This is a genomic window from Tardiphaga sp., assembly GCF_044336785.1.
Classification (GTDB): domain Bacteria; phylum Pseudomonadota; class Alphaproteobacteria; order Rhizobiales; family Xanthobacteraceae; genus Tardiphaga.
In genome coordinates this window covers 35,838-60,733 of the sequence record NZ_JBIIOT010000003.1, presented here as the reverse complement: position 1 = coordinate 60,733, position 24,896 = coordinate 35,838, and the positions used below count along the sequence as shown (strand labels likewise).

25 protein-coding genes are annotated in these 24,896 nt (G+C 62.4%); 16 read left to right on the top strand and 9 right to left on the bottom strand.

All coding sequences use genetic code 11. The annotated features are described in order from the left end of the window. Positions 1–102 precede the first annotated feature (102 nt). Positions 103–321, top strand: a complete 219-nt coding sequence (locus tag ACIQ2A_RS01800) for an alkylphosphonate utilization protein (protein ID WP_299806192.1) — start codon at positions 103–105, stop codon at positions 319–321. Between the two features lie 185 nt (positions 322–506). On the opposite strand, the gene ACIQ2A_RS01795 is transcribed toward ACIQ2A_RS01800, so the two are convergent. The 3 genes from ACIQ2A_RS01795 to ACIQ2A_RS01785 form a co-directional block, all read right to left on the bottom strand. Continuing rightward, positions 507–713: a type II toxin-antitoxin system HicB family antitoxin gene (locus ACIQ2A_RS01795; protein ID WP_398475109.1), complete on the bottom strand. Its 207-nt coding sequence runs from the start codon at positions 711–713 to the stop codon at positions 507–509. Further along, on the bottom strand, positions 713–907 hold the full coding sequence (locus tag ACIQ2A_RS01790) for a type II toxin-antitoxin system HicA family toxin (RefSeq protein ID WP_398475107.1): 195 nt from the start codon (positions 905–907) through the stop codon (positions 713–715). The genes ACIQ2A_RS01795 and ACIQ2A_RS01790 overlap by 1 nt, the downstream gene beginning before the upstream one ends. Before the next feature lie 150 nt (positions 908–1,057). Beyond that, positions 1,058–1,756 (bottom strand): DUF1013 domain-containing protein, encoded by a 699-nt coding sequence (locus tag ACIQ2A_RS01785; RefSeq protein ID WP_398475105.1) that lies wholly within the window; start codon positions 1,754–1,756, stop codon positions 1,058–1,060. Between the two features lie 259 nt (positions 1,757–2,015). Here ACIQ2A_RS01785 and ispH point away from each other — a divergent pair, with 259 nt between their 5' ends. Genes ispH through rnhA form a run of 3 tightly spaced genes read left to right on the top strand, consistent with a single transcriptional unit; the run spans position 2,016 to position 4,409 of the window. Next, positions 2,016–2,978, top strand: a complete 963-nt coding sequence (ispH, locus tag ACIQ2A_RS01780; protein WP_398475103.1) for a 4-hydroxy-3-methylbut-2-enyl diphosphate reductase — start codon at positions 2,016–2,018, stop codon at positions 2,976–2,978. A gap of 4 nt (positions 2,979–2,982) precedes the next feature. Further along, on the top strand, positions 2,983–3,963 hold the full coding sequence (locus ACIQ2A_RS01775) for a homoserine kinase (protein WP_398475101.1): 981 nt from the start codon (positions 2,983–2,985) through the stop codon (positions 3,961–3,963). Next, positions 3,960–4,409, top strand: a complete 450-nt coding sequence (rnhA, locus tag ACIQ2A_RS01770) for a ribonuclease HI (RefSeq protein ID WP_398475099.1) — start codon at positions 3,960–3,962, stop codon at positions 4,407–4,409. Before ACIQ2A_RS01775 ends, rnhA begins: the two co-directional genes overlap by 4 nt. Before the next feature lie 179 nt (positions 4,410–4,588). Here the strand turns inward: rnhA and ACIQ2A_RS01765 are convergent, their stop codons facing one another. From ACIQ2A_RS01765 to ACIQ2A_RS01740, 6 genes are all read right to left on the bottom strand, one after another. Beyond that, a complete protein-coding gene (locus ACIQ2A_RS01765; protein WP_211910427.1) occupies positions 4,589–5,074 on the bottom strand; it encodes a peroxiredoxin in 486 nt (161 codons plus the stop codon). 215 nt (positions 5,075–5,289) lie between these two features. Continuing rightward, the gene (locus ACIQ2A_RS01760; RefSeq protein ID WP_398475096.1) at positions 5,290–5,829 is read right to left on the bottom strand and encodes a DUF924 family protein; all 540 of its coding nucleotides are present in this window, start codon (positions 5,827–5,829) and stop codon (positions 5,290–5,292) included. Positions 5,830–5,933: 104 nt separating this feature from the next. Further along, on the bottom strand, positions 5,934–7,622 hold the full coding sequence (locus tag ACIQ2A_RS01755) for a long-chain fatty acid--CoA ligase (RefSeq protein ID WP_398475094.1): 1,689 nt from the start codon (positions 7,620–7,622) through the stop codon (positions 5,934–5,936). Between the two features lie 289 nt (positions 7,623–7,911). Beyond that, on the bottom strand, positions 7,912–9,363 hold the full coding sequence (locus tag ACIQ2A_RS01750; RefSeq protein WP_398475092.1) for a D-alanyl-D-alanine carboxypeptidase family protein: 1,452 nt from the start codon (positions 9,361–9,363) through the stop codon (positions 7,912–7,914). 353 nt (positions 9,364–9,716) lie between these two features. Beyond that, positions 9,717–11,483, bottom strand: a complete 1,767-nt coding sequence (locus ACIQ2A_RS01745) for a glucan ABC transporter ATP-binding protein/ permease (protein ID WP_398475090.1) — start codon at positions 11,481–11,483, stop codon at positions 9,717–9,719. 163 nt (positions 11,484–11,646) lie between these two features. Continuing rightward, complete coding sequence (locus tag ACIQ2A_RS01740) at positions 11,647–12,699, bottom strand: ABC transporter substrate-binding protein (RefSeq protein ID WP_398475087.1); 1,053 nt, start codon at positions 12,697–12,699, stop codon at positions 11,647–11,649. 236 nt (positions 12,700–12,935) lie between these two features. On the opposite strand from ACIQ2A_RS01740, the gene ACIQ2A_RS01735 reads away from it, so the two are divergent. The 12 genes from ACIQ2A_RS01735 (at position 12,936) to ACIQ2A_RS01680 (ending at position 24,894) form a co-directional block, all read left to right on the top strand. Continuing rightward, positions 12,936–13,358 carry a hypothetical protein gene (locus ACIQ2A_RS01735; protein WP_398475085.1) on the top strand — a complete coding sequence of 141 codons (423 nt, stop codon included), beginning with the start codon at positions 12,936–12,938 and terminating at the stop codon, positions 13,356–13,358. A gap of 95 nt (positions 13,359–13,453) precedes the next feature. After that, positions 13,454–13,843: a phosphoribosyl-ATP diphosphatase gene (gene hisE, locus ACIQ2A_RS01730; RefSeq protein ID WP_398475083.1), complete on the top strand. Its 390-nt coding sequence runs from the start codon at positions 13,454–13,456 to the stop codon at positions 13,841–13,843. Positions 13,844–13,921: 78 nt separating this feature from the next. Then, positions 13,922–14,503 carry a YqaA family protein gene (locus ACIQ2A_RS01725; protein ID WP_398475081.1) on the top strand — a complete coding sequence of 194 codons (582 nt, stop codon included), beginning with the start codon at positions 13,922–13,924 and terminating at the stop codon, positions 14,501–14,503. A 54-nt stretch (positions 14,504–14,557) separates the two neighbouring features. Further along, positions 14,558–15,118 (top strand): hypothetical protein, encoded by a 561-nt coding sequence (locus ACIQ2A_RS01720; RefSeq protein ID WP_398475079.1) that lies wholly within the window; start codon positions 14,558–14,560, stop codon positions 15,116–15,118. 150 nt (positions 15,119–15,268) lie between these two features. Next, positions 15,269–16,237: an NAD(P)H-dependent flavin oxidoreductase gene (locus tag ACIQ2A_RS01715; RefSeq protein WP_398475077.1), complete on the top strand. Its 969-nt coding sequence runs from the start codon at positions 15,269–15,271 to the stop codon at positions 16,235–16,237. Positions 16,238–16,347: 110 nt separating this feature from the next. After that, a complete protein-coding gene (locus tag ACIQ2A_RS01710; RefSeq protein ID WP_398475075.1) occupies positions 16,348–17,121 on the top strand; it encodes a thioesterase family protein in 774 nt (257 codons plus the stop codon). A 93-nt stretch (positions 17,122–17,214) separates the two neighbouring features. Then, positions 17,215–18,696 carry an ATPase domain-containing protein gene (locus ACIQ2A_RS01705; protein ID WP_398475073.1) on the top strand — a complete coding sequence of 494 codons (1,482 nt, stop codon included), beginning with the start codon at positions 17,215–17,217 and terminating at the stop codon, positions 18,694–18,696. Next, positions 18,693–20,750, top strand: coding sequence for an ATP-binding protein (locus ACIQ2A_RS01700; protein WP_398475071.1), 2,058 nt, complete (start codon positions 18,693–18,695; stop codon positions 20,748–20,750). Before ACIQ2A_RS01705 ends, ACIQ2A_RS01700 begins: the two co-directional genes overlap by 4 nt. A 187-nt stretch (positions 20,751–20,937) precedes the next feature. After that, positions 20,938–21,207, top strand: coding sequence for a hypothetical protein (locus tag ACIQ2A_RS01695; protein WP_398475069.1), 270 nt, complete (start codon positions 20,938–20,940; stop codon positions 21,205–21,207). Positions 21,208–21,323: 116 nt separating this feature from the next. After that, the gene (locus ACIQ2A_RS01690) at positions 21,324–21,986 is read left to right on the top strand and encodes a hypothetical protein (protein ID WP_398475067.1); all 663 of its coding nucleotides are present in this window, start codon (positions 21,324–21,326) and stop codon (positions 21,984–21,986) included. Between the two features lie 122 nt (positions 21,987–22,108). After that, a complete protein-coding gene (locus ACIQ2A_RS01685) occupies positions 22,109–23,737 on the top strand; it encodes an inorganic phosphate transporter (protein WP_398475065.1) in 1,629 nt (542 codons plus the stop codon). A 128-nt stretch (positions 23,738–23,865) separates the two neighbouring features. Then, a complete protein-coding gene (locus ACIQ2A_RS01680) occupies positions 23,866–24,894 on the top strand; it encodes a transporter (protein WP_398475063.1) in 1,029 nt (342 codons plus the stop codon). Positions 24,895–24,896 lie beyond the last annotated feature (2 nt).

The following is a 24,896-nucleotide window of genomic DNA, read 5'->3' as shown; positions in this document are numbered from 1 at the left end:
CCGACGCAAGTCGGCCCTTCTTTTTGTGGCTGACATGGTTGCTTTCCGCGCCCGCATCCTGTTGGGTCGCCGCCAATACTATCGCACCATCAGGAAGAGATTATGGATATCAAGGTCAGGGATTCGAACGGCGCGCTGCTGGCGGAAGGCGACACCGTCACGCTCATCAAGGACCTCAAGCTGAAAGGCTCGTCCACGGTGCTGAAGCGCGGCACGGTGATCAAGAACATTCACCTGACGGACAACGAAGACGAAATCGAAGGCCGCACCGACAAGGTGAAGGGCCTGGTGCTGCGCGTGGAGTTTTTGAAGAAGGCGTGAGAAGCGCGTCTTTTCCTCCCCCAAGCCGCGAAGCGGCGCAGCGGGGAGGGTGGCGCGTAGCGCCGGGTGGGGACTCTCCCGACGTGACGTCCGAGCTTGGGGAAACACCCCACCCGTCTCGAACGGTGCGCGTTCGATCCACCCGCCCCACGGCGCGGCTGCGCCGCTTGGGGGAGGGAACGGCGCTACGCTTCGACGTAGTCGGCAATACTCGTAGGAGCGGGCACCGGCTGCCCGTCTTCCTTCAATCCGTCGATATGAAAGCGGATAGCATCACGAATCTCATTCTCGACCGCCTGCACAGTTTCGCCGGTCGCGATGCAGCCAGGCAAATCCGGCACATAGGCTGAATAATTATTTTCGGCCTTCTCGATCACCACTGCGTAACGCATCAGCGTTTCTCCTTCAGGCCCGCCTGTTTCAAGATACTTGCAAATGTGCCCGGCGCAATCTCGTCCGATAATTTGCCAGCGATCGTGACGCGTCCGGGCTTGACCGCATGTTTGAACTGCCGGTGGCTGCCGCGCGTGACGACGAGAAACCAGCCGTCATTTTCAATCAGTTGAATAGCGTCCCTGACTTTCATCAGTGCCGCCCCCGCTCACGGATGATGAGAAGTCGTTTACGTGAGGAAAGGCGATTTATGCAACCTATAAGTGTTTTAAGTAACTCTGCTTAAACAAAAAACGCGGCGAGTTTCCCCGCCGCGTTCTGCATTCCCAGCAATCGCTTGCACTTATTCTTCGTCGTCCGCGCGCTTGCCGCCGCCGATGCCCTTCAGCTTGGCGAACACGGCATCCACATTGAGGTCGTCGTCGCCGCGTTCGGCGCCTTCGTACTCTTCCTTGCGGGTGGTTTCCGAGGCCGGCAGTAGCGTGGCGCCGCCATAGGCCTGCTGGTCCAGCGGCTTTTCCTTGGCCGCGCGCTGCACTTCGAAGTCGAGTTCGATCTGCGAGCACAGACCGAGGGTCACCGGATCCATCGGGGTCAGGGTCTGCGCGTTCCAGTGGGTGCGGTCGCGGATCGAGGCGATCGTCGTCTTGGTGGTGCCGACAAGGCGCATGATCTGGGCGTCCTTGAGTTCCGGATGGTTGCGGACCAGCCACAGGATGGCGCTCGGGCGCTCGTGGCGGCGCGACACAGGGGTATAGCGTGGGCCCTTCTTCTTGGCGGCGGGCGGCAGCACCACCTTGCTCTCTTCGAGCTTCAGGCGGTAATTCGCGTCGCCTTCGCCGCGCTCGATCTCGTCGCGGGTCAGCTGGCCGTTCGAAATCGGATCCATGCCCTTGATGCCCTGGGCGGCGTCGCCATCGGCAATGGCGCGGACTTCGAGCACATGCATCTTGGTGAAATCGGCGACCTGTTCGAAGGTCAGCGCGGTGTTGTCCACCAGCCACACGGCCGTCGCCTTTGGCATCAGCGGGGCATTGCTCATGGCAAATCTCCTTTGCGCTTCGCCCACCTCTTTGGGAGGCGAAGCCGTCTGGTCATCGGTGATGACGGGGAATTAGCCTTCTATATAAGCTGCGCCGGGCCGACCGCGCAATGGCGGACGTTTCGGCCTTGACAGCGCCGTAAACCGGCCCCAAGTCCTTATGCAGACAAGCTCTTTGGCTGATTTTCGTCAATTTGACTGCGCGCGCCTGTTTTCAGGCGCCCAATTCTCCAAATCAAGGCACATGGATCGCCCCGATATGACCAAACCGGCCCTGAAAATCGTTCTTTGCTCGCCGCGCGGCTTCTGCGCCGGTGTGGTGCGGGCAATCGATACGGTGGAACGCGCATTGGCCATCCATGGTGCGCCGGTCTATGTCCGCCACGAGATCGTGCATAACAAATATGTCGTGGACAGCCTGAAGACTAAGGGCGCCATTTTCGTCGAGGAACTTGCGGAGATTCCGGACAATACTACCGCTCCGGTCGTGTTCTCCGCCCATGGCGTGCCGAAGTCGGTTCCCGAGGATGCCCGCCAGCGCAATTTCTTCTCGCTCGATGCGACCTGCCCGCTGGTGACCAAGGTGCACCGCGAGGCTGCGATCCACTTCAAGCGCGGCCGCGAGATCCTGCTGATCGGTCATTCGCATCACCCGGAAGTGGTCGGCACCGTCGGCCAGCTGCCGCCCGGCGCGGTCGAGCTGATCGAGACCGCCGAGGATGCCCAGACCTTCCAGCCGAAGAATCCGGACAACCTGGCTTTCGTCACCCAGACCACGCTGTCGATCGACGACACCGCCGAAATCGTGGCCGTGCTCAAGGAGCGCTTCCCGAACATCAACGGCCCGCACAAGGAAGACATCTGCTACGCCACCACCAACCGCCAGCTGGCGGTGAAGAAGGTGGCGCCGGTGGTGGACGCCTTGATCGTGGTCGGTGCGCCGAACTCGTCGAATTCCCAGCGCCTGCGCGAAGTTGCCGAGCGTGAGGGCTGCCGCGTGTCGGTGCTGGCGCAGCGCGCCAGCGATCTCGACTGGAGCATGTTCGAAGGCATCACCAGCCTTGGCATCACCGCGGGCGCCTCGGCGCCGGAAGTGATCGTCGAGGAAATCATGGACGCCTTCGCGCAGCGCTACACGCTGAATGTGGAGACGGTGTCGGCTGCCGAGGAGAACGAGTTCTTCCCGTTGCCGCGCTCGCTGCGTCCCGAAGCCGCCGCTTGATGCGATGGCGGTCTACACCGACGTCGCCAATGACGATCTCGCGGACTTCCTGAAGCAATACGACATCGGCGAACTGCTCTCCTACAAGGGCATCGCCGAAGGCGTCGAGAATTCCAACTACCTGCTGCACACCTCGAAGGGCGCGTATATCCTCACGCTCTATGAGAAGCGCGTGGCGCTGGATGATCTGCCTTATTTTCTCGGCCTGATGGCGCATCTGTGCGCGCGCGGCGTCAACTGCCCGCAGCCGCAGAAGACCCATGACGGGGCGGTGTATTCATCGCTGGCTGGACGGCCCGCCGCGATCATCAACTTTCTCGAAGGCATGTGGCCGCGCCGGCCGACGGCGGTGCATTGCGCCGGTGTGGGCGATGCGCTGGCCCGCATGCATGTGGCGGGGGCTGATTTCCCGCTCAGGCGCGCGAACAATCTCTCGGTGGAAGGCTGGCGGCATCTGCTCGATCTCGCAGCCCCACGCGCCGATACGGTGCAACCGGGTCTGCGTGCCTTTCTCGAGACCGAGCTGGCCGATCTCGCCGCGCAGTGGCCGAGCGATCTGCCGGACGGCGTGATCCATGCCGATCTGTTTCCGGACAATGTATTCTTCCTCGGCGATAACCTGTCAGGCCTGATCGACTTCCCGTTCTCCTGCAACGACATGCTGGCTTACGACGTGGCGATCTGCCTGAACGCCTGGTGCTTCGAGCCGGACCTGTCCTTCAATGCGACCAAGGCCCGCGCGCTGCTGAATGCCTATAACAAGGTGCGCCCGCTCACTGAAGCCGAGCAGGCGGCCTTCCCGCTGCTGGCGCGCGGCTCGGCGATCCGCTTCCTGCTGACGCGGCTGGTGGATTTCCTCAACGTGCCGGAAGGCGCCTTCGTGAAGCCGAAGGATCCGCTGGAATATGTCCGCAAGCTGCGTTTTCATCAGGCGGTGAAGAGCATGGCCGATTACGGCCTTGAGACTGCGGGACAGCCTGCGTGAGCACACAGCCGGTTACGATCTATACGGACGGCGCCTGTTCAGGAAATCCCGGCCCCGGCGGCTGGGGCGCGATCCTGCGTTTCGGCGATGCGGAGAAAGAGCTGAAGGGCGGCGAGGCGCATACGACCAATAATCGGATGGAGCTGATGGCGGCCATTTCCGCGCTGGAAGCGCTGAAGAAACCTTGCAGCGTGGATCTCCACACCGACAGCCAGTATCTGCGCAACGGCATCATGAGCTGGATCCACGGCTGGAAGCGCAATGGCTGGAAGACCGCCGACAAGAAGCCGGTGAAGAATGTCGATCTCTGGCAGCGGCTGGATGCAGCGCTGCACACGCATGAAATCCGCTGGCACTGGGTCAAGGGCCATGCCGGCCATGCCGAGAACGAACGCGCGGATCAACTGGCGCGGGATGGCCTGGCGGAAGCTCGGACGAAGAAGTGAGTTTGGGACGCTGAGGTGTCCATCACTCTGGCTGTCATCATCACTCTCAACTGTCATCGCCCGCGAAAGCGGGCGATCCAGTAAACTCAATCGTCTCAGATTATCACTGCCGCCGGTGTCTACTGGGTCACCCGGTCAAGCCGCGTGACGACAGTGAATGCGTTGCTGTGAACCTCAGCTTACAGCTGTCCCAGCAGCGTATCGCCGCCCGAGACTTCGACCTTGCCCGGTGCCGGCTCGAGATTGAGCTTGGTCACCTTGCCGTCCTCCACCAGCATCGAATAGCGCTTGGAGCGGATGCCGAGGCCGTTGCCGGAAGCGTCGAGGTCGAGGCCGATGGCCTTGGCGAATTCGGCATTGCCGTCGGCCAGGAACACGGCTTCGTCGCGCAGGTCGGTGTCTTTCTTCCAGGCGTTCATCACGAAGGCATCGTTCACCGAGGTGATGGCGATGGTGTCGACGCCCTTGCCCTTGATGGCATAGGCGTTGAGGAAGATGCTCGGCAGATGCATCTTGTGGCAGGTGCCGGTATAGGCGCCGGGCACCGCGAACAGCGCCACTTTCTTGCCCTTGAAGATGTCGTCGGTGGATTTCACCACCGGACCTTCCTCGGTCATCACGCGAAACTTGGTCTCGGGCAGCTTGTCGCCGACTTGAATGCTCATGGTCGTTGTCTCCGGATGTGGAGAGGGATGTTTAGACCGGGCGGATGACGCGGGCAATATGAGGTGGTGCTCAACCATACTCCGCCCTCATCCTGAGGAGCCGCGCAGCGGCGTCTCGAAGGATGGCGGCAGCCTCCGCGCCAGGCCATTCATGGTTCGAGACGGCGCTACGCGCCTCCTCACCATGAGGGCTGAGTTTGGTGGCCGCCCGCCAATTACCCCTTGAACCCGCCCGCATCGAGAAACGCCTGCTCCTCGGCCGTCGTCTTGCGCCCGAGCACCGCATTCCGATGCGGGAAACGCCCGAACCTGCGGATGATGTCCGCATGGATATCCGCGAATTTCAGATTGTCGGCCTCGCCGCTGGCGCGGAAGAGGGCGCAGCAATGCTCCTGGTCGGCGAGGTCCTCCGAATGCATCAGTGGCATATAAACGAACTGGCGCAGCAAGGGATCGACGCGATCGCCGACGCCGCGCGCGATGGCACGCTTGGCCAGGGCACAGGCAGCCGCATCGGTGGCGAAGGCGCGGGGATCGTTGCGGAACAGATTGCGCGGGAATTGGTCGAGCACGATGATCAGCGCCAGCGTGCCGTCGTCGCTGTTTTCCCATGAGGCGAGCGCACCATCGCGGGCGGCCTCGTAGGTCGGCAGGAAGCGCGCTTTGATCTCGGCGTCGAAGGCGTCGTCTTTCGTGTACCAGCGGTCCCAGCCGGCTTCGGTCCAGAAGGTGATGATGTCGGCGGGAGAGGTCATGCAAAACTCGGAGCGTAGGATGGGTTGAGCGTCTTCGCGATACCCATCACCGTCTGCGCGAGGGGTGATGGGTATCGCTTCGCTCAACCCATCCTACAATCTTGTCAAGCCGCAGCCTCCTGCTTCTTCTCGTCGCGGAGTTCGCGGCGCAGGATCTTGCCGACATTGGTCTTGGGCAGCGCGTCGCGGAATTCGATCTGCTTCGGCACCTTGTAGTTGGTGAGCTGCGTGCCGCAGAACTTGATGAGCTCCTCGGCGGTCAGCTTCGGATCCTTCTTCACCACGAAGGCCTTCACGGCTTCGGTGGTCTTGGCATCGGCTACGCCGATCACCGCACATTCCATCACGCCGGGATGGCTGGCGATCACGTCCTCGACCTCGTTCGGATAGACGTTGAAGCCGGAGACCAGCACCATGTCCTTCTTGCGGTCGATGATCTTGGTGAAACCATCCGCATCCATGATGCCGATATCGCCGGTGCGGAAATAGCCGTCGGCGGTCATCACCTTGGCGGTCTCATCCGGCCTGTTCCAGTAGCCGATCATGACCTGCGGACCCTTGGCGCAGATCTCGCCGGGTTCGCCGAGCGGCACGGCGTTGCCGTCATCGTCGCGGATCGAGATATAGGTCGAGGACACCGGCAGGCCGATGGTGCCGGTGAACTGATCGATGTCGGCGGGGTTGCAGGTCAGCGTCGGCGAGGTCTCGGAAAGACCATAGCCTTCGGCCACCAGGCAGCCGGTCATCTTCTGCCACTTCTCGGCGACCGCCTTCTGCACGGCCATGCCGCCGCCATTGGAGATCTTCAGTTTCGAGAAATCCACTTCGTCGAACCCAGGCGAATTCAGCAGGCCGTTATAGAGCGTGTTGACCGCCGGAAAGCTGTTGACCTGATACTTCTTCAATTCCTTGATGAAGCCCGGCATGTCGCGCGGATTGGGAATCAGCAGGTTGACGCCGCCGGCGCGCACCGCGAGCAGGAAGCAGGCCGTCAGCGCGAAGATATGGTAGAGCGGCAGCGCGCAGACGATGAACAGCTGGTCCACATGCGGTGGCTTGCGGATCGCCGGCTGCAGCCAGGCGTCGTTCTGCAGCATGTTGGCGATGATGTTGCGATGGAGCAGCGTTGCACCCTTGGAGACGCCGGTGGTGCCGCCGGTATATTGCAGGAAGGCGACATCGTCCGGGCCCAGCGTCGGCTTGCTCAGCTTCATGCTGCGGCCGGCCGAGACCGCATCGTTGAAAGCGACCGCGCCGGGCAGGCTGAAAGCCGGCACCATCTTCTTGACGCGGCGAACCACCAGATTGACGATCATGCCCTTGAAGCCGAGCATGTCGCCCATGCTGGCGACGATCACATGCTTGACCTGGGTCTTCGCGATCACCTGCTGCACGACGGAGGCAAAATTCTCCAGCACGATGATGGCTTCGGCGCCGCTGTCCTTCAGCTGGTGCTCGAGCTCGCGCGGCGTATAGAGCGGATTCACATTGACGGCGGCATAGCCGGCGCGCAGCACGGCGCAGGTGGCGACCGGATAGTTCAAGACATTGGGCATCATCAGCGCGACGCGCGCGCCCTTGGCCATGCCCTTGCTCTGCAGATAGGCGCCCAGCGCCACCGAATGCTCGTCGAGCTCACCATAGGTGATCGACTTGTCCATGCAGATGAAAGCCTTGCGGTCGCGGAATTTCGCAAAGCTTTCTTCCAGCAGCGCCACCAGCGACGGATATTGCGCGGTGTCGATATCGGCAGGCACGCCGGCCGGATAGTGCTTGAGCCAGATGCGCTCCATGACATTCCCCCTCGAACATTTGTTGGTTGCGCGAAGTATTGAGCAGATCACGCAGCCAAGGCAAGTCGCGTTGCAGCACGGATGCGCAAGGCATCGCGCGCCGGGGGATCAACGCACGGGAGTGGTTAAAGTTAGTGCTACGAAAGTATCGAATTCGCCCCATGCTGATCCTCATCCTGAGGAGCCGCGCAGCGGCGTCTCGAAGGATGGCTGCGGACGCAGGAGCTTCACTAGCTCATGGTTCGAGACGGCGCTGCGCGCCTCCTCACCATGAGGGACGGCGTGTGCCTCAGCTGCGCGGTGTTGTCGCAGCGGGCTTGGCTTCGCCGGTGGTGGCGGGCTTCGGTGCGGGCTTGGCCGCGGCCGGCTTCGGCTTGGCGGGGGCAGTTGCCGCAGCTGCGGCCGGCTTGGCTGCGGGCTTCGCAGCCGGCTTTGGCGCAGCTGCATCAGGCTTGGCTGCCGCCTGCTTCGGTGCAGCCGGCTTCGCCGCAGGTTTTGCAGCGGCAGCAGCCGTCGGCTTGGCATCCTTCTCGGCCGCGGCATCCGGCTTCTTGGCCGCAGTCTTGGTGCCCTTCTTCGGCTTGGCCTTCGGGGTCTGCTTGGCTTCTTCCACCGCATTGGCGGCGATCAGGTCGGCGCCGGTTTTCTTCGGTCCGGTATAGACGATGACCGGCTCGGCCGGCGCTGCCGCGGCGGACACCATGTCTTCGGGGCGCAGCGTCGGTGGCTGCAGGCCGCCAGCGAAGAACGACAGCGCGGCGGAGCTCGAGGCTTCGCTGCTCGCCACGGCATCCTCGTCGCTGATCGGGCCCTGGCGCTTGCGCTTCGGGCCGCACATCTCGTCGCGCAGGTTCGGCGGCGCGGCATCGATCGGCGCCATGGCATCGACGGTTCCGAGTGCTGGCTTCAGCCAGGTCAGGCCGCCATTGCTGGTGCCGAAGCCGGCTTCCAGCAGTTGGGCTGCCTTCACGGCGCGGGCATGGCCCGACGTTGAGCCGAGCACGACGGCGATCAGGCGCTTGTTGCCGCGGGTGGCGGAGGCCACGAGATTATAGCCGGAGGCGCAGATGAAGCCGGTCTTGAAACCGTCGGCGCCGGGATAGCGGCCGATCAGCTTGTTGAAATTCGGCGTGACGCGGCGGCCGAACTTCATTGCCGGGATATGCATGAAGTATTCGTATTCCGGCAGGTCGCGGATCACGGCACGGGCGAGGATCACGAGGTCGCGCGCCGAGGTCACCTGTTCGTCGGCGGGCAGGCCGTTCGGATTGACGTAGTGGGTCTGCGTCATGCCGAGGCGCTGGGCATTGGAATTCATCATGCCGGAGAAGCCGTCGATAGAGCCGCCGACCCCTTCGGCCAGCACGACGGCCATGTCATTGGCCGACTTCACCATCATCATGGTGAGCGCATTCTCGACGGTCACCTGCGTGCCGGCTTTGAAGCCCATCTTGGAAGGGGACTCGGCGGCAGCGACCGGCGACACGGTCAGTACGGAGTCGAGACGAAGACGTCCCTCCTTCACGGCCTTCAGCGTCACATAGGCGGTCATGATCTTGGTGACGGATGCGGGATGCCACGGATAGGTGGCGTTCTCGGCCTGCAGCACCTTACCGCTGTCGACTTCCACCACCAGCGTCGCTTCGGCGCTCGCCGTGCGCGGCGTTGCGATGGGCGCGGCAAGTACCGCCGCGAGGGCCAGACATTTAAACGCGCGGGGCGAGGCGAAGGAAAACTGCACTATCCGGTTCCGGTCCTTGGCGGCCGCCTGCCGTGCCAGAGCACCGCGCGCAGCAAGTTTTGGAGGTGAGGGACGTTCGACAATCAGTTGGCCGTCACGCAGTGATGACAGCAAACCTATACCGGCCAGACGCATCAGAACAGTGGCGAGGAGGTTAAATCCGTGAGGAAGTGGGCCAAAGTTCGACAGGCTTCTTCATTAACCTCGCCCCGCTTGCGGGGAGAGGTCGGCGCGTAGCGCCGGGTGAGGGGGCTCTCCATTTGCTCCGAGTCCGTGGAGGGTCCCCCTCATCCGACCCGGCTTCGCTGCGCTACGCCGGGCCACCTTCTCCCCGCGTGCGGGGAGAAGGAACATCACAGCCCTGCATCGGCTTTCGCCTGCTCCTGCACCATGAACTGCGCTTTCGCCAGCAAGGCAAAATATCCGTCCTGCGCCACGAGTTCATCGAAAGTTCCCGCTTCGGTCACGCGGCCGTTCTCGAATACCAGAATGCGCGTGGCATTGCGGATGGTCGACAGCCGATGCGCGATCACGAAGGTGGTGCGGCCCTTCATCACTTCATCGAGAGCGAGATTGAGTTTCGCCTCGGTCACCGCATCCAACGCCGATGTCGCCTCGTCCAGGATCAGGATCGGCGGGTCCTTCAGCAATGCCCGCGCGATCGAGAGCCGCTGGCGTTCGCCGCCGGACAGCATGCGGCCGCGTTCGCCGGCATTGGTGTCAAAGCCGTTGTCGCTGCGGGTGATGAAGTCCAGCGCCTGGGCGCGCTCGGCGGCGATCCGCAGTTCCTCGTCGGTGGCATCCGGCTTGCCGACGCGCAGGTTCTCCGCGATCGAGCGGTTGAACAGCAGCGCTTCCTGAAACACCACGCCTATGTTCCGGCGCAGGCCCGAGAGTGTCAGCGCCCGCACATCCATGCCATCGATGCTGATGATGCCGGATTGCGGATCGAAGGCGCGATGCAGCAGCGCAATCGCCGTCGATTTGCCGGCGCCGGTTGAGCCGACCAGCGCGATGGTCTGGCCGGGGAGGGCGGTGAAGGAGAGATCGGCGATCGCCGGTCGCTTGCCGTCATAGGAGAACGACACATCCTTGAATTCGACCAGCCCCTGCAGGCGACCGGGATCCATGGCATCGATGCGGTCGCGCACGGCGGGCACGGCGTCGAGCACGTTCATGAACTCGCGCAGGCGCGGCGCTTCCATGAACACGCTGTTGATGAAGGCGACCACCTGTTCGAGGCGCTGGATCAGCATGGTCGCGAAGGACACGAACATCACGATCTCGCCGACGGTGGTGAGGCCCTGCTGATGCAGCGCGATACCGACGGTGAAAATCGCCAGCACGGTGATCGTCGTTGACGCACGCGTCATCACCGAGACGATCGCCCACCACGACAGCACGGGCATCTGGGCGGCGAGGAGCTGGCTGGAGACACCGCGCAGGCTCGAGACCTCCGCTTCGATGCGGGTAAAACTTTGCACCAAAGCGACATTGCTTAACGAATCCGAGGCACGGGCGGAGAGGTCGCCATAATGCTCCTCGACCTCGGTCTGCATGCCCGATGTCTTGCGCACCACCAATGTGGTGAGGATGGTGAACACCACGCAAAGGATCATCAAAAGCGCAGCCAGCCGCCAGTTCAGATAGACCGACAGCGGCAACAGCACCACGAGCGAGACGATCGATGCAAAATGCTCGCGGAAGAAGCTGAGCCAGACGCGCCACAGCGCGTCGGTGCCGGCCAGCATCACTTTCATCAGGCGGCCGGAATGGGTGCCGGTGTGGAAGGTGAGCGGCAGTTGCATGATGTGTTCGAAGTAATCGGTCAGCACCGCCTGGCGCTGCCGATGCGCGAGCCGATCGGCATGCAGTGCAACGATGGCGCCGCAGAGAATGGTGAACAGGCCAAAGCCGACCCAGGCGGCAAGCAGCGGCCATGGTGAGTTCTGCGCCGAGGCGGGCTCCGAGCTCTTGGTCAGCACATCGATGATGCGGCCGAACAATACGGGTTCTGCAAATTGCGCGCAGGCCAGCAGCAGATTGGCGACGGCCAGAAACCAGGCCAGGCGTTTTTCCTTGCCGAGCAGGTCCAGCACGCGGATGTAGATTTTGATCATGAAGGTCCAGTAGGATGGGTATCGCTGCGCTCAACCCATCTTACGGCTTTGTCATCACCCGCGAAAGCGGGTGATCCAGTAAACACCGTCGTCCGTGATTATCGCAGGCGACAATGTTTACTGGATCGCCCGGTCAAGCCGGGCGATGACAAGCAGCGCCTATTCAATCGACTTTGCGCCCGTCCGCATCCGGCAGAAACGCCGTATCGAACACATCCGCCGCCGTCGGCCGCTTGCGGAACGTAAAATCTTCCGCAATTGCACTCAGCGAGGCGTCGAAACGCGCGGCATCGATGCCGCCGAGGCCGTCGCGCTTCACGTCGTCGGTGAGGATGTTGTCGCCAATGGCGATCTTCAGCCGAAGCAGTTCGAGCTCGCGCGTGCCGCCATCCATCTGGGTCATTACCGCGTCGATCGCCCTGTCCGGCTCGCGGATCGTCTGTCGCGTGCCTTCGGTGATGGCGCGGACGAAGCGCTTCACCACATCCGGCCGTGCTGCCGCGAATTTCGGATTGACGATCACCGCGAGGCCGTAGGCGGCGCAGCCGAATTCGGCGAAGCGAAACACCGCGAGATCATCGGCCGGCACGCCGCGGTCGCGCAGGTTGACGGCGGAGAGATAGGAGAAGCCGGTCACGGCGTCGACCTGGCCGGCGGAGAGCATCGGCTCACGCACCGCGGGGCTGATCTTTTCCTGCTTCACTGCCGACAGCTTGATGCCATTTCTCTTGGCCAGCGACGGCCACAGCCGGATCGTCAGATCGCCTTCGGCGACACCGAGCGTGCGACCTTCCAGGCTGCCGAGCGAAATCACGCCGCGGCTTTTGCGCGCGACCACGGCATAGGGCGCGCGGTTGAGCAGCACGAAGGCAGCCTTGATCGGCAGCGCATCGGGATCGGCGCGATAGCGGATCAGCGCATTGAAATCGGCAACCGCGATGTCGGTGGTGCCGGCAGCGACGCGCGTGATCGTGTCCTTGGAGCCGGTTGCGACCTGGAGCGCGACATTGAGATTCTCGGCGCGATAGAGGCCTCGCGTCGCGGCCAGCACGAAGGGCGCGGCGATCGCGTCAACGGGGCGATCCAGCGTGAACTGGATGGTCGCATTGGGGGCTTCTTCAGCCGCATGCAGGAAAGGTGCGTGAAAAGCCGTAACGCCGAGCGCACCTATCCCCTGAATGAGAGTCCGGCGGGAGATGGGCACTGATCTGGGCATCGGCATATCGAACTAACAATACGGAAGGGCAGTTCATCCACCCGGTATGTTCGCTTGAAGGCGCCAGGCTGCGACATCTTGCGCCTCTAAAAGACGCTTCACAACCTGAATAGGAGATGAGCGCCTTGATTTGGACACTGGTCGTTCAGCTCCCGTTGGGGTTGGGGAACTCAATATGCCTAGCGTGGTTGATGATGCAGCGGCCCAAGGGGCCAGAGACCACGGAGGTCATTCAGATGCTCGCACGTCGTTCACTCAAGACTACCGGTCGCACCATCGCACTCGCGGCCGTTGCTGCCATGACGATTTCAGCTGTCGCGCCGACCGGCGCATTCGCAGCACCGGCGAATAATACGCCGGCCAAGGTAACCACCCATCACGGCTCCAGCGATGCGACCGAGTTCAGCTCGCGTCGTCGTCATTATCGCGGCGGCGGCAATGCTGCCGGCCTCGCGGCTTTCGGCGCCGTCGTCGGTACCATTGGTGCGATCGCGGCGGCCAATAGCGGCCCGCGCTACTATGACAGCTACGGCTATGGTGGCGGCCCCGTCTATTATAGCAGCCCCGGCTATGGTTACGGCGGCGGCTATTATGGCGGCCCGTATCGCGGCTATGGCGGCGGTCACGGCTACGACAATTCGCGCCGCATGACCTGGTAAAACGGTCGCATCCCGAACTCACAATCGCCGGTCGCCTCACGCGGCCGGCGATTTGCGTTAACTCAACTGTTGCAGCTTTTCGCTAGTTTAGTTGCATGAGTGATTCGCTCGACCGGCTTTATCAGTCTGTCCTCGCGGCCAGGGATCTCGACCCTGCGACATCGCGTACGGCAAAGCTGTTTCAGCAGGGACGGGAGAAGATCGCGAAGAAGCTGGCCGAGGAGGCTGTCGAAGTCGTGATCGACGCCGTGGCCGGCCGGCCGGATGCGGTGATCCGCGAAAGTGCCGATCTCCTCTACAATCTGACCGTTCTCTGGGCTGCTGCCGGTGTGCGTCCTGAACAGGTCTGGTTCGAAATGAACCGCCGTGAGCGCATGATGGGCATCGCCGAGAAATTGCCGAAGCCGCCCAAGGCGGCAAAATCGCGCAGCGGCAGCCGGCGACCGATTGACGCGCTGGAAGATCGCATCCGCAAACTCGGCTGATCGGGCGCGGGTTCCTGTCGCAGGGCCGTCATCAATCAAGCATGGACAAATCGTCGTCGGGGTGGTTCATCGCGGACCATGCTCAGACGTATGTATGATTGGTGCATCGACGCCGCTCACAAACCCTACGCCCTCTGGATTCTGGGCATCGTGTCGTTCGCGGAAAGTTCGTTCTTTCCGGTACCGCCCGATGTGATGCTGATCCCGATGGCACTGGCGCGGCCGAACAAGGCCTGGCTCTATGCCGGCATCTGCACGATCACGTCTGTGGCCGGTGGTGTGGTCGGATATCTGATCGGTCATCTGCTCTATGACAGCGTCGGCCAGTGGGTGATCCAGTTCTACGGCTATGGCGACAAGGTCGAAGCCTTCCGCGCTGGCTACGCCGAATATGGCGCCTGGATCATTCTGCTGAAGGGCCTGACCCCTATCCCTTACAAGCTGGTGACGATCACCTCGGGCTTCGCCAATTACAACATCTGGATGTTCATCGGCCTGTCGGTCATCGCCCGCGGTGCGCGGTTCTACGTGGTCGCGATCCTGATGAATCGCTACGGCGTCTGGATCCGCGAAACCATCGAGAAGCGCCTCGGCCTCTGGGTCGGCCTCGCGGTCGGTCTCGTCGTGCTCGGCTTCATCGTCGCTTTCCGCTTGTTCTAATCCGCGATGGACTTCCCCCGGCAAGGGTGCCGGGGTACGTTTCCGGACATGTCCATGCCTGCGAATCCGCTGCGGTCTGATTTGCGTGTCGCCATCGTGGCGATGACGCTGGCTTTGCTACCGGCTTCGGCCTGGTCGCAAGCCATGCAGCAGCAGACCTTGCCGCAGCAGAAATCCATCGTCATCCAGGTCGCGCCGGCCCCGGCAACCCAGGCGCCGCCACCTCCGGCAGCCCTCTCGCCGGCCCCGATGGCCCAGCAGGCCCCGCCGCCTGCACCGGTGGAGCGGGAAAATCCCGGTCTTTTCAACGAGATCAACAAGCTCTTCAAAGATACGCCGTCGCTGGTCCCGTCCTGGTCGCTGCCCTCGCTCGGGACCAACAACCTCAATACGGTGGTGAAAGGCCGCGTGGTCTGCCCGCTGGCCGCCAATGGCGCGCCGGATTGCAAGGCGGCCTCCGACAAGCTCTGCCAGAGCAAGGGCTATAAAGAAGGCAAGAGCCTCGATACCGACGCTGCGCAGACCTGTTCGCCGAAGGCGATGATCCCCGGCCGGCAGCCCGAGCCGGGCGATTGCCGGACCGATAATTACGTCACTCAGGCCATGTGCCAGTAGGCTTATTCCCCCACATGGTGCCGCAAGTCTGCCTCCGTGTTGCCTCAACAGATTTGCCTTGTCGGCGTCCTTTCTGGCATGTTTGCGCTGCATCACCGGCCCGTTTTGCGGGCCGTTTTCATAAGAAACGTGTTCGAGGAATTCTCCCCAATGTCCATGCCGGCTTTGTTCAAGAACCGCCTGTCGCTGCCCGTGATTGGCTCCCCGCTGTTCATCATTTCGGGGCCCGATCTCGTGATCGCGCAGTGCAAGGCCGGCATCGTCGGCTCGTTTCCCGCGCTGAATGCGCGCCCTGCCGCGCTGCTCGACGAATGGCTGCACCGGATCAAGGAAGAACTTGCAGCTCATGACAAAGCGAATCCGGATCGCCCGTCGGCGCCGTTCGCGGTCAATCAGATCGTCCACAAGTCCAACAACCGCCTCGATCAGGATCTGGCGCTGTGCGAGAAGCACAAGGTGCCGATGATCATCACCTCGCTCGGTGCGCGTGAGGAGCTGAACCAGGCGGCTCATGGCTGGGGCGGTATCGTGTTTCACGACGTCATCAACCAGCGCTTCGCGCACAAGGCCATCGAGAAGGGGGCCGATGGCCTCATCCTCGTCGCTGCCGGCGCAGGCGGACATGCGGGCGAACTCTCGCCGCTCGCTTTCGTTGCCGAAACGCGCGCGTGGTTCGATGGCCCGATCGCGCTTTCGGGTGCCATCGGCAATGGCCGCGCCGTCAAGGCGGCGCGCGTGCTGGGGGCCGACTTCGCCTATATCGGCTCGGCCTTCATCGCCACCGAAGAAGCCAATGCGGTGCAGGGCTACAAGGACATGATCGCGGGCTCGGCTGCGGAAGACATCGTCTATTCCAACCTCTTTACCGGCGTGCATGGCAACTATCTGAAGCCGTCCATCGTCGCCGCCGGCATGGACCCGGACAATCTGCCGGTTTCCGATCCCTCCGCGATGAATTTCGGCACGGATGCGTCGGGTGAGCGCGCGAAGCCGAAGGCCTGGAAGGAAATCTGGGGCAGCGGCCAGGGCATCGGCAGCGTCAAGAAGATCGTGCCGGTGGCCGAGCTCGTGGCGCGCCTGAAGAAGGAATATGACGAAGCGATCGATCCGGCGCTGTGAGCCTGGGGCTAGTAGGGTGGGCAAAGCGCAGCGTGCCCACCATCGCGCGCTGAGCAATTTGATGGTGGGCACGGCGCAAGGGCGCCTTTGCACACCCTGCGGGAAATCCCATGGACGCCATCTACCGTATTGACGGCAATCACGTCATCTCCAGCCCACATGCCGCCGGCCCGTGGAATCCGCATATGCAGCACGGCTCGGCGCCATCGGCGCTGGTGACGTGGCTGGCGGAGCAGTTGCCGACGTCATCGCCGATGGCGGTGTCGCGGGTCACCATCGACCTGATGCGGCCGGTGCCGGTGGCGCCGCTCACTTATGAGATCGAGGTGCTGCGCGAGGGTCGCAAGATCCAGCTCGTCGGCATCCGCCTGCTGTCGAACGGCACCGTGGTTACCAATGCGACGGTGCTCAAGGTGCGCGTGGACGAACAGCCTCTGCCGGCTGATATCCAGGACGCACCGCTCACAGTGCCGCTGCCGGACGCACCTGGCCTGTCAGAGCCGAAAGACCACAGCAGCGCCTTCGTCTCCGGGATGAGCATCCGCGCCGTCCATGGCGGCTTCCTCAAGCTCGGGCCGGGCGCGATCTGGTATCGCGCCAACCGGGCGATCGTCGAGGGACAGCCGATCTCGCAGGCCATGCGCGCGGTCATCGCGTCGGATTTCAGCAATGGCTCGTCCTCGGTACTCAGCTTCAAGGACTGGATGTTCATGAATGCCGATCTCACGGTGTCGCTGGCGCGACAGCCGGTCGGCGACTGGATCCTGCTGGATTCCGAAAGCTGGATCGGCCCGGACGGCAGCGGATTGGCTGCGTCCAAGCTGGCCGATAAAAATGGCTACTTCGGTAGGGCGGTACAGACGCTCGTGATCGAACGCCGTTAGGGTGACGCAACCTGCTTGCGTGTTACAGTCGCGCAATTGGAACCCGGCTGATCCAGCCGGGTTATTATTCGTTGCGCTGACGTATGGGTAATCATGATGGTTGATAGGGCGAAAACCGGCATCTGGGGATTGGACGACATCCTTAGCGGTGGTCTTTCCAAAGGACACATATTCCTGCTGGAAGGCGCTCCCGGTACCGGTAAGACCACCGTGGCGCTGCAATTTTTGCTTGAAGGCGCGCGGAACGGCGAAAAGGGGCTCTACATCACCCTGTCCGAGACTGAAGAGGAATTGCGCGATGGCGCTGCCTCCCATGGCTGGGACATCGACGGCAAGATCGACGTGTTCGAATTGCTGCCGCCGGAAAGCCTGCTCGATGAAGAGCAGCAGCAGAGCCTTCTATATTCATCTGATCTCGAGCTTGGCGAAACCACCCGGCAAATCTTCGACGCCGTGGAGCGCCTGAAGCCCGCACGGCTTGTGCTCGACAGTCTGTCGGAAATCCGACTCCTGGCACAGAGTTCGCTGCGCTATCGACGCCAGATCCTGGCCATCAAACATTACTTTGCGCGCTATGCCACGACGGTGATGTTGCTGGACGACCTGACGGCTGAAGTCGCCGACAAAACCGTTCACAGTGTTGCCCATGGTGTGTTTCGGTTGGAAGAACTCGCGCCGGACTATGGCGCCGAACGCCGCCGGGTGCGTGTGATCAAATATCGCGGTTCGAAATTTCGCGGCGGCTTCCACGATGCGACGATTACGCATGGCGGCTTGAACGTCTTTCCGCGCCTTGTTGCATCCGAGCATAAAATCGGGCTCGTGCGCGTCACGCAATCGACGGGAAATCATGAACTCGACTCTCTGCTCGGTGGCGGTATCGAAAACGGATCGAGTACACTCGTGCTTGGCCCGGCCGGCACAGGCAAGTCGTTGCTGACCATCGTCAATATGTTGGAGGCGATCAAGCGCGGCGGGAAGGCGGCTTTCTTTGCCTTCGACGAAGAGCTTGGCCTCTTGTTCAATCGCATGCTGAAAATGGGCATCGATCTCGCGGCGCTGCAGAAAAGCGGGCAGCTCATCATCGAGCAGGTCGATGCGGCCGAACTGTCGCCAGGCGAATTTGCGCATCGTGTGCGCAGGCAGGTCGATGAGAAGGATATCAAGACCGTCGTGATCGACAGCCTCAACGGCTACCAGGCGGCCATGCCGCACGAGAACTCGCTGGTTCTCCATATCCACGAGCTTCTGCAATATCTGAACCGCCGCGGCGCATCGACCTTTGTGACGGTCGCGCAGCATGGTCTGGTCGGCGACATGAAGGCGCCGGTTGATGTCACTTATCTCGCCGATACCGTCATCCTGCTGCGCTACTTCGAGGCATTCGGCTCCGTGCGTCGCGCCATTTCCATTATCAAGAAGCGCACCGGCTCGCATGAAGCGACCATTCGCGAATATCGGATCGATAATCGTGGGCTCACCATCGGAGAGCCGTTGACGTCATTCCATGGGGTGCTGCGCGGCGTGCCGAGTTATTCCGGCAATACGCTGATGATGGAAGAAGAGAAGTCGTGAAGCCCGGCCGTTCATCCGAACGAGCGGTCATTCTGGCGCCAAATGGAAGAGACGCGACCGTTGCGGAAGCTCTAATCCGCGAGGCCGGCTATTTCGCGACGGTGTGTGCTGACTTTGCCCAGCTCGTCAGTGAGGTTGAGTCCGGTGCAGGCATCGCCGTCATTGCCGATGAAGCGATCAAGAGCGTCAATCTGCGCGACCTCGATCGCTGGCTGCACAATCAGCCGGTCTGGTCCGACTTTCCGATCGTGCTGCTGACGCGGCAGGGCGGTGGGCCCGAGCGCAATCCGGATGCTGCCCGGCTGCGCCAGGTGTTCGGTAATGTCACTTTTCTCGAACGACCGTTTCATCCGACCACGCTGATCAGCCTGGTCGGCTCTGCCGTGCGCGGGCGTCGTCGCCAGTACCAGACGCGCGAAATCCTTGAAGATCTGAGCGACAGCCAAGCGCAGTTGCAGACCGCACTCGATGCGGGGCGCCTCGGCACGCTTGAACTTCATTTGCCCGAATTGCGCCTCGAAGTCTCGGAGACCACCAAAGCCTGCTTTGGCAGGCAGCCGCATGACAGTTTCACATTCGCCGAGTTGCAGGCCTCCATCCATCCGGAAGATCGCGCGCAGCGTCAGCGCGCACTCGACGCAACGCTGACGGATGGTGTCGATTACAATGTCGAGTATCGCTGCGTCTGGGCCGATGGATCGGTACATTGGGTGGAGACGCGGGCGCGCATCGTGCGCGGGCCGGATGGTCGGCCGAAAACGCTGGTTGGCGTGTCCGTGGACATCACCACCCGCAAGACCGCCGATATCGAGCGTGACAAGCTCTTCAATCAGCTCACCTTCGAGCGCGCCGCACTGGCCGAACTGACCGCGACGCTGGAACAGCGCGTCGAGGAACGCACTGTCGAGCTGGTGAAGGAATCCGCAGCACGCGAACGTGCACAGGAACAGCTGCGCCAGGCACAGAAGATGGAGACCATCGGCCAGCTCACCGGCGGCGTGGCCCATGACTTCAACAATCTGCTGATGGCTGTGATGGGCAATCTCGAATTGCTGCGCAAGCGCATGCCGGATGATCCGCGCCTGAAGCGTCTGGTGGATGGGGCCATGCAAGGCGCCGAACGTGGCGCTTCGCTGACGCAACGCCTGCTCGCTTTCGCGCGCCAGCAGGATTTGCGTGCAGAAGCTGTCGATCTCGGTACGCTGGTGCGTGGCATGAGCGATCTGCTCGACCGTTCGCTCGGGCCGCGCATTGCGCTTGAATTCGATATACCGGAAGGCCTGCCGCCCGCGCGGATCGACGCCAATCAGCTCGAATTGGCGATCCTCAATCTCGTCATCAATGCACGTGACGCGATGGAAGATGGCGGCGCCATCGCCATCAAGCTCGCCAGCCACTCCATCAAGCGCAGTGTCGGCGCCTTGAAAGCGGGTGACTATCTCAAGGTCTCGATCATCGACAATGGTGAAGGCATGTCGCCGGAGACCTTGAAAAAGGCCATCGAGCCATTCTTCTCGACCAAGCCAGTCGGCAAGGGCACCGGGCTCGGCCTGTCGATGGTGCACGGCCTCGCCGAGCAACTCGGCGGCACGCTCGAACTCACCAGCAAGGTCGGGCAGGGCACCACGGCCACGCTGATCGTGCCGGCCACGACGGCCGCGCCTGTCATCACCGAGGAGGTCGAGCCGGAACGGCAGGAAGCACGGTCGGCCGTGATCCTGTTCGTCGACGACGATCCGCTGATCGCCATGTCCACGGCAGAAATGCTGGAGGATCTCGGGCACAAGGTCATTCCCGCCAATTCCGGCCGCGATGCGCTGGACATCCTGCGCAGCGCGCAGCCGATCGACCTGATGATGACCGATCACATGATGCCGGGCATGACCGGGATCGAACTCGCGGCGCAATCGCGTGAAGTGCGACCGATGCTGCCGATCCTGCTGGCGACCGGCTATGCCGATCTGCCGGAAGGCGCCCATCTCGATCTGCCGCGGCTGGCGAAGCCCTATCATCAGGACCAGTTGCGAGATCGGCTGGAGCAATTGCTGGGCTGATCGGAAGCGAGGACGGATTGTGCATAGTCAGCTTCGCACAATCCCGGTCGGCATATTCTGACTATGCCAGCCCGGTGTCTGCTCCCTCCGGGAATCGTTAATCGCAATTGCAGCAGATTAACGTTCCGCTAACTGGCGTTAACGCACCATTGGGAGCAGCTGATTCGACCCAATTGCGGGACCGACCATGAATAGCGACATCCGTTTGCCCCGGACTCCGTCCACGCTCGACGACATTCGCGCCCGCGTCGCCACGGCTTTCAGCCGCAGTTTTCTCTGCCGCGGCGTCCAGTTCGACGTGATCTCGACGCCACGCCTCGGCCAGGGCGCCAACTGGACCATCAGCATGCAGCAGGTGGGGCCGGATGCGCTGTGGGAAGCTTCCGAGATCGTGTCCGATATTCAGGACGCCTATTACCTCCTGGACAAATACAGCATTCTGTCACACGCCGCCTGAACCGGTGGTCGGCCGTCTTCGGGCGGTATGGTTAGGCCTTAATTAATCTCCATTTGTGAGGAGGATGGCCACGGGGGCTGGAACAGCCCCCCGGGACATCGCAAACGGAGACTGGCTTGACGCGCACGCTGACCTTTCTGGTCCTGGGCTGCCTGTTGCTGACCGGCGTCGCCGTGGCCAGCATTCTGGGCCGCGACAGCGTGCCGATGTTGTCGTCATCCGATGTCGCGCAGAGCACGGTGCCGGTATCACGCGGGCCCGTCGCCAATCGCGAGGGCAAGAAGGATCGGCTGCCCGCTGCGATGATGGCATCGCTGGCGCCCGCCGACGCGGGGCCGGCCGCGGACCAGTTGCGCCAGGCCTTCGCCACCGAAGGAACGGTCGACCTGCCGCAGAATGCGACCGCCCTGCCGCCGATCGTGGTGCCGCAGCCGAATCCACGGGCCAAGGCGGCTGCAGCCAAGAATGCCGGCCACAAGAACTACACGCTGCTCAGCGATGCGCAGATTGCAGCGATCAAGGGCCGTCTTAACCTGACGGCGTCGCAGGAGCCGCATTGGCCGGATATCGAGATCGCGCTGCGGGCCATCGCCCGGAAGATGCATGACAGCAAGCCTGCCGCCGGCAATGCGCCGCCGATCGACCCGGACAGCACCGAGGTTCAGCAGCTGAAGGCGGCCGCAATGCCGTTGCTGTTCAAGCTGCGTGAAGACCAGAAGCGCGAAGTGCGTGCGCTGGCCCGGATCATCGGGCTGGAAAAGGTCGCAGCGGCCATCTAGGCGCTACCAAATTACCAATTATATGTGCGCTTCGGTCGCGACATGACAGATTGTCGCGGATGTCATCCGCGCTTCGCACACGGCATGCAGAACTTAACGCCTGTTAACTGCAGGGGCGTTGCATGACCGATTTCACACTCAACCAACCTATTTCAGGATCCGGTTCGATCGAGCCGGCATCGCGGCCCAATCTCGACAAGGGCTTCAATCCGCTCGCCCTGATCCTGTTTCTGGGTGTTCTGGCCGGCGGCCTGCTGTTCGTTGCCTACAGCATCTATGCGGATGTCGCGGCGACCGGCACGCGCGTCACCAGCTATCTGCCCTACATCCTGCTGTTCGTGGCGCTGCTGATCGCGCTCGGCTTCGAATTCGTTAACGGCTTTCACGACACCGCTAATGCGGTGGCGACGGTGATTTACACCCACTCGCTGAAGCCCGAGATCGCGGTGGTCTGGTCGGGCTTCTTCAATTTCCTCGGCGTGCTGTTCTCCTCGGGCGCGGTCGCCTTCGGCATCGTCTCGCTGCTGCCGGTCGAGCTCATTCTGCAGGTTGGCTCATCCGCCGGCTTTGCGATGGTGTTCGCTCTGCTCATTGCCGCGATCATCTGGAATCTTGGCACCTGGTATCTCGGCTTGCCGGCATCCTCCTCGCATACGCTGATCGGTTCGATTATCGGCGTCGGCATTGCCAATGCGTTGATGCGTGGCCGCGATGGTACGTCGGGCGTGGACTGGAGCAAGGCGACCGAAATCGGCTACGCGCTGCTGCTGTCGCCGCTCTTCGGCTTCGCCTGTGCCGCAATCCTGTTGCTGGTGCTGAAATTCCTGGTGCGCAACAAAGCGCTTTACGAAGCGCCGGAAGGCAACAAGGCGCCGCCGCTGTGGATCCGCGGCATTCTGATCGCCACCTGCACCGGCGTGTCCTTCGCGCATGGTTCGAATGACGGCCAGAAGGGCATGGGCCTGATCATGCTGGTGCTGATCGGCACCGTGCCGACCGCCTATGCGCTGAACCGGGCGCTGCCGGAATCGCGCATCGAGCAATTCCAGCAGACGTCGCTGAAGGCGTCGCAGGTGATCGCCGCCAAGGGCGCTGGCCACAGCGTGATCGGCGATCCCCGTCCGGCCGTGACGCAATATGTGGCTGCTCGCAAGATCACCGAGGGTACCTATCCATCGCTGGCGGTGCTGGTGAAGGATGTCGGCGATCAGGTCCGCACCTATGGCACCCTCGACAAGGTCCCGGCGGAGAAGGTCGGCAACACCCGCAACGACATGTATCTGACATCGGAAGCCATCCGCTTTCTGATGAAGGACAAGGAGAACGACCTCAGCAAGGACGATGTCGCAACTCTCAATGCCTATAAAGGCTCGCTCGATGCGGCGACCAAATTCATCCCGGACTGGGTGAAGATCGCTGTCGCCATCGCTCTCGGCCTTGGCACCATGGTGGGCTGGAAGCGCATCGTCGTCACCGTCGGCGAAAAGATTGGCAAGACGCATCTCACTTATGCGCAGGGTGCGTCCGCCGAACTCGTGGCCGCTGCGACCATTGGTGCGGCCGATGTGTTCGGTCTGCCGGTCTCGACCACGCATGTGCTGTCGTCGGGCGTTGCCGGCACCATGGCGGCCAATGGTTCGGGCCTTCAGATGGCGACCATCCGCAACCTGCTGATGGCCTGGGTGCTGACGCTGCCTTGCGCCATCGCGCTGTCGGCGGCGCTGTATTTCATCTTCGCCCACATCTTCTGAGCCGTGCGTGCGGATGCGTCGCCTTGTGGCGGCGCATCCGCGCATGACGCGGGATCGCTGTCATCCGGCCTTCAAATCCGTCGTGCAGAGATCGGCGTCCTTTCACTCGCAATTTTGTTGATTTACCGATGTCGTTAGACACGCCGATTTTCACGACGCAGATTGCTGCCCCGGCGCCGGACGATGCCATTCCCGGCCTTGTCTGGGCTTTTCGCATCCATGCGGATGGCCGGCCCGAGGCGCTGCCGATCGATCGGGGCATCGACGTTACCCGCGACGGGCTGCTCTGGCTGCATTTCAATCTCGCCGATGCGCGTGCCTTGAAGTGGATCACGCACGCGCCGCTGCAGGCGCCGGACGCAGCGCGCGCCTTGCTGTTGTCGAAAGACAGTTTTCAGCAACTGCATACGGCCGATGACACCGTCTATGGCGTCATCTCGGACCTGCTGCGCGAGATCCATGACGTCGATGACGACACCGGTTATCTGCGCTTCGCCATGACCGAGCACCTGCTGATCAGTGGTCGGCATCATGCGCTGTGCGCGGTGGATGCCACGCGGCGCTCGCTCGAACAGGGCCTGAAGATCGACAGCATGGCGGCGCTGTTCGAGACCATCATCGAGAATGTCGCCGATACCATGGACGGCGTCGCCGATAAGCTTGCACTTGCGCTCGACGAAGTCGAGGAACAGGTCGTGTCCGGCGAGTCCCGCCACCTGCTGCAAACGCTCGGCCGGCAGCGCCGCACCTGCGTGCGTCTGCATCGTCAGCTGTCGGGCCTGCGACTTGTCTTCCAGCGCTTCGAGCAAAAGGGGGGCGTCGATCTCAAACCGACGCTGCAGCTGCGTGCGGGCAAGCTGGCACAGCGCCTGGACGGTCTCGATCGCATTATCGTCGAACTGCGCGAGCGCAGCCGGTTGCTGCAGGAAGAGCTGCATCTGCAGATCGCCGAAAGCGGCAATGAAGCACTGCGGGTGCTGTCCGTGCTCACGGCCCTGCTGATGCCGCCGACGCTGGCGGCCGGCATCTTCGGCATGAACATTAAGGCAATGCCGCTGGTCGATGGCGACAATGGCTTCATCTGGGTGTGTGCAATTCTGATGCTGTCCTCGGCGACCGCCTATTTCATCATGAAGCGCATCGGCATCATCAGGTAAGC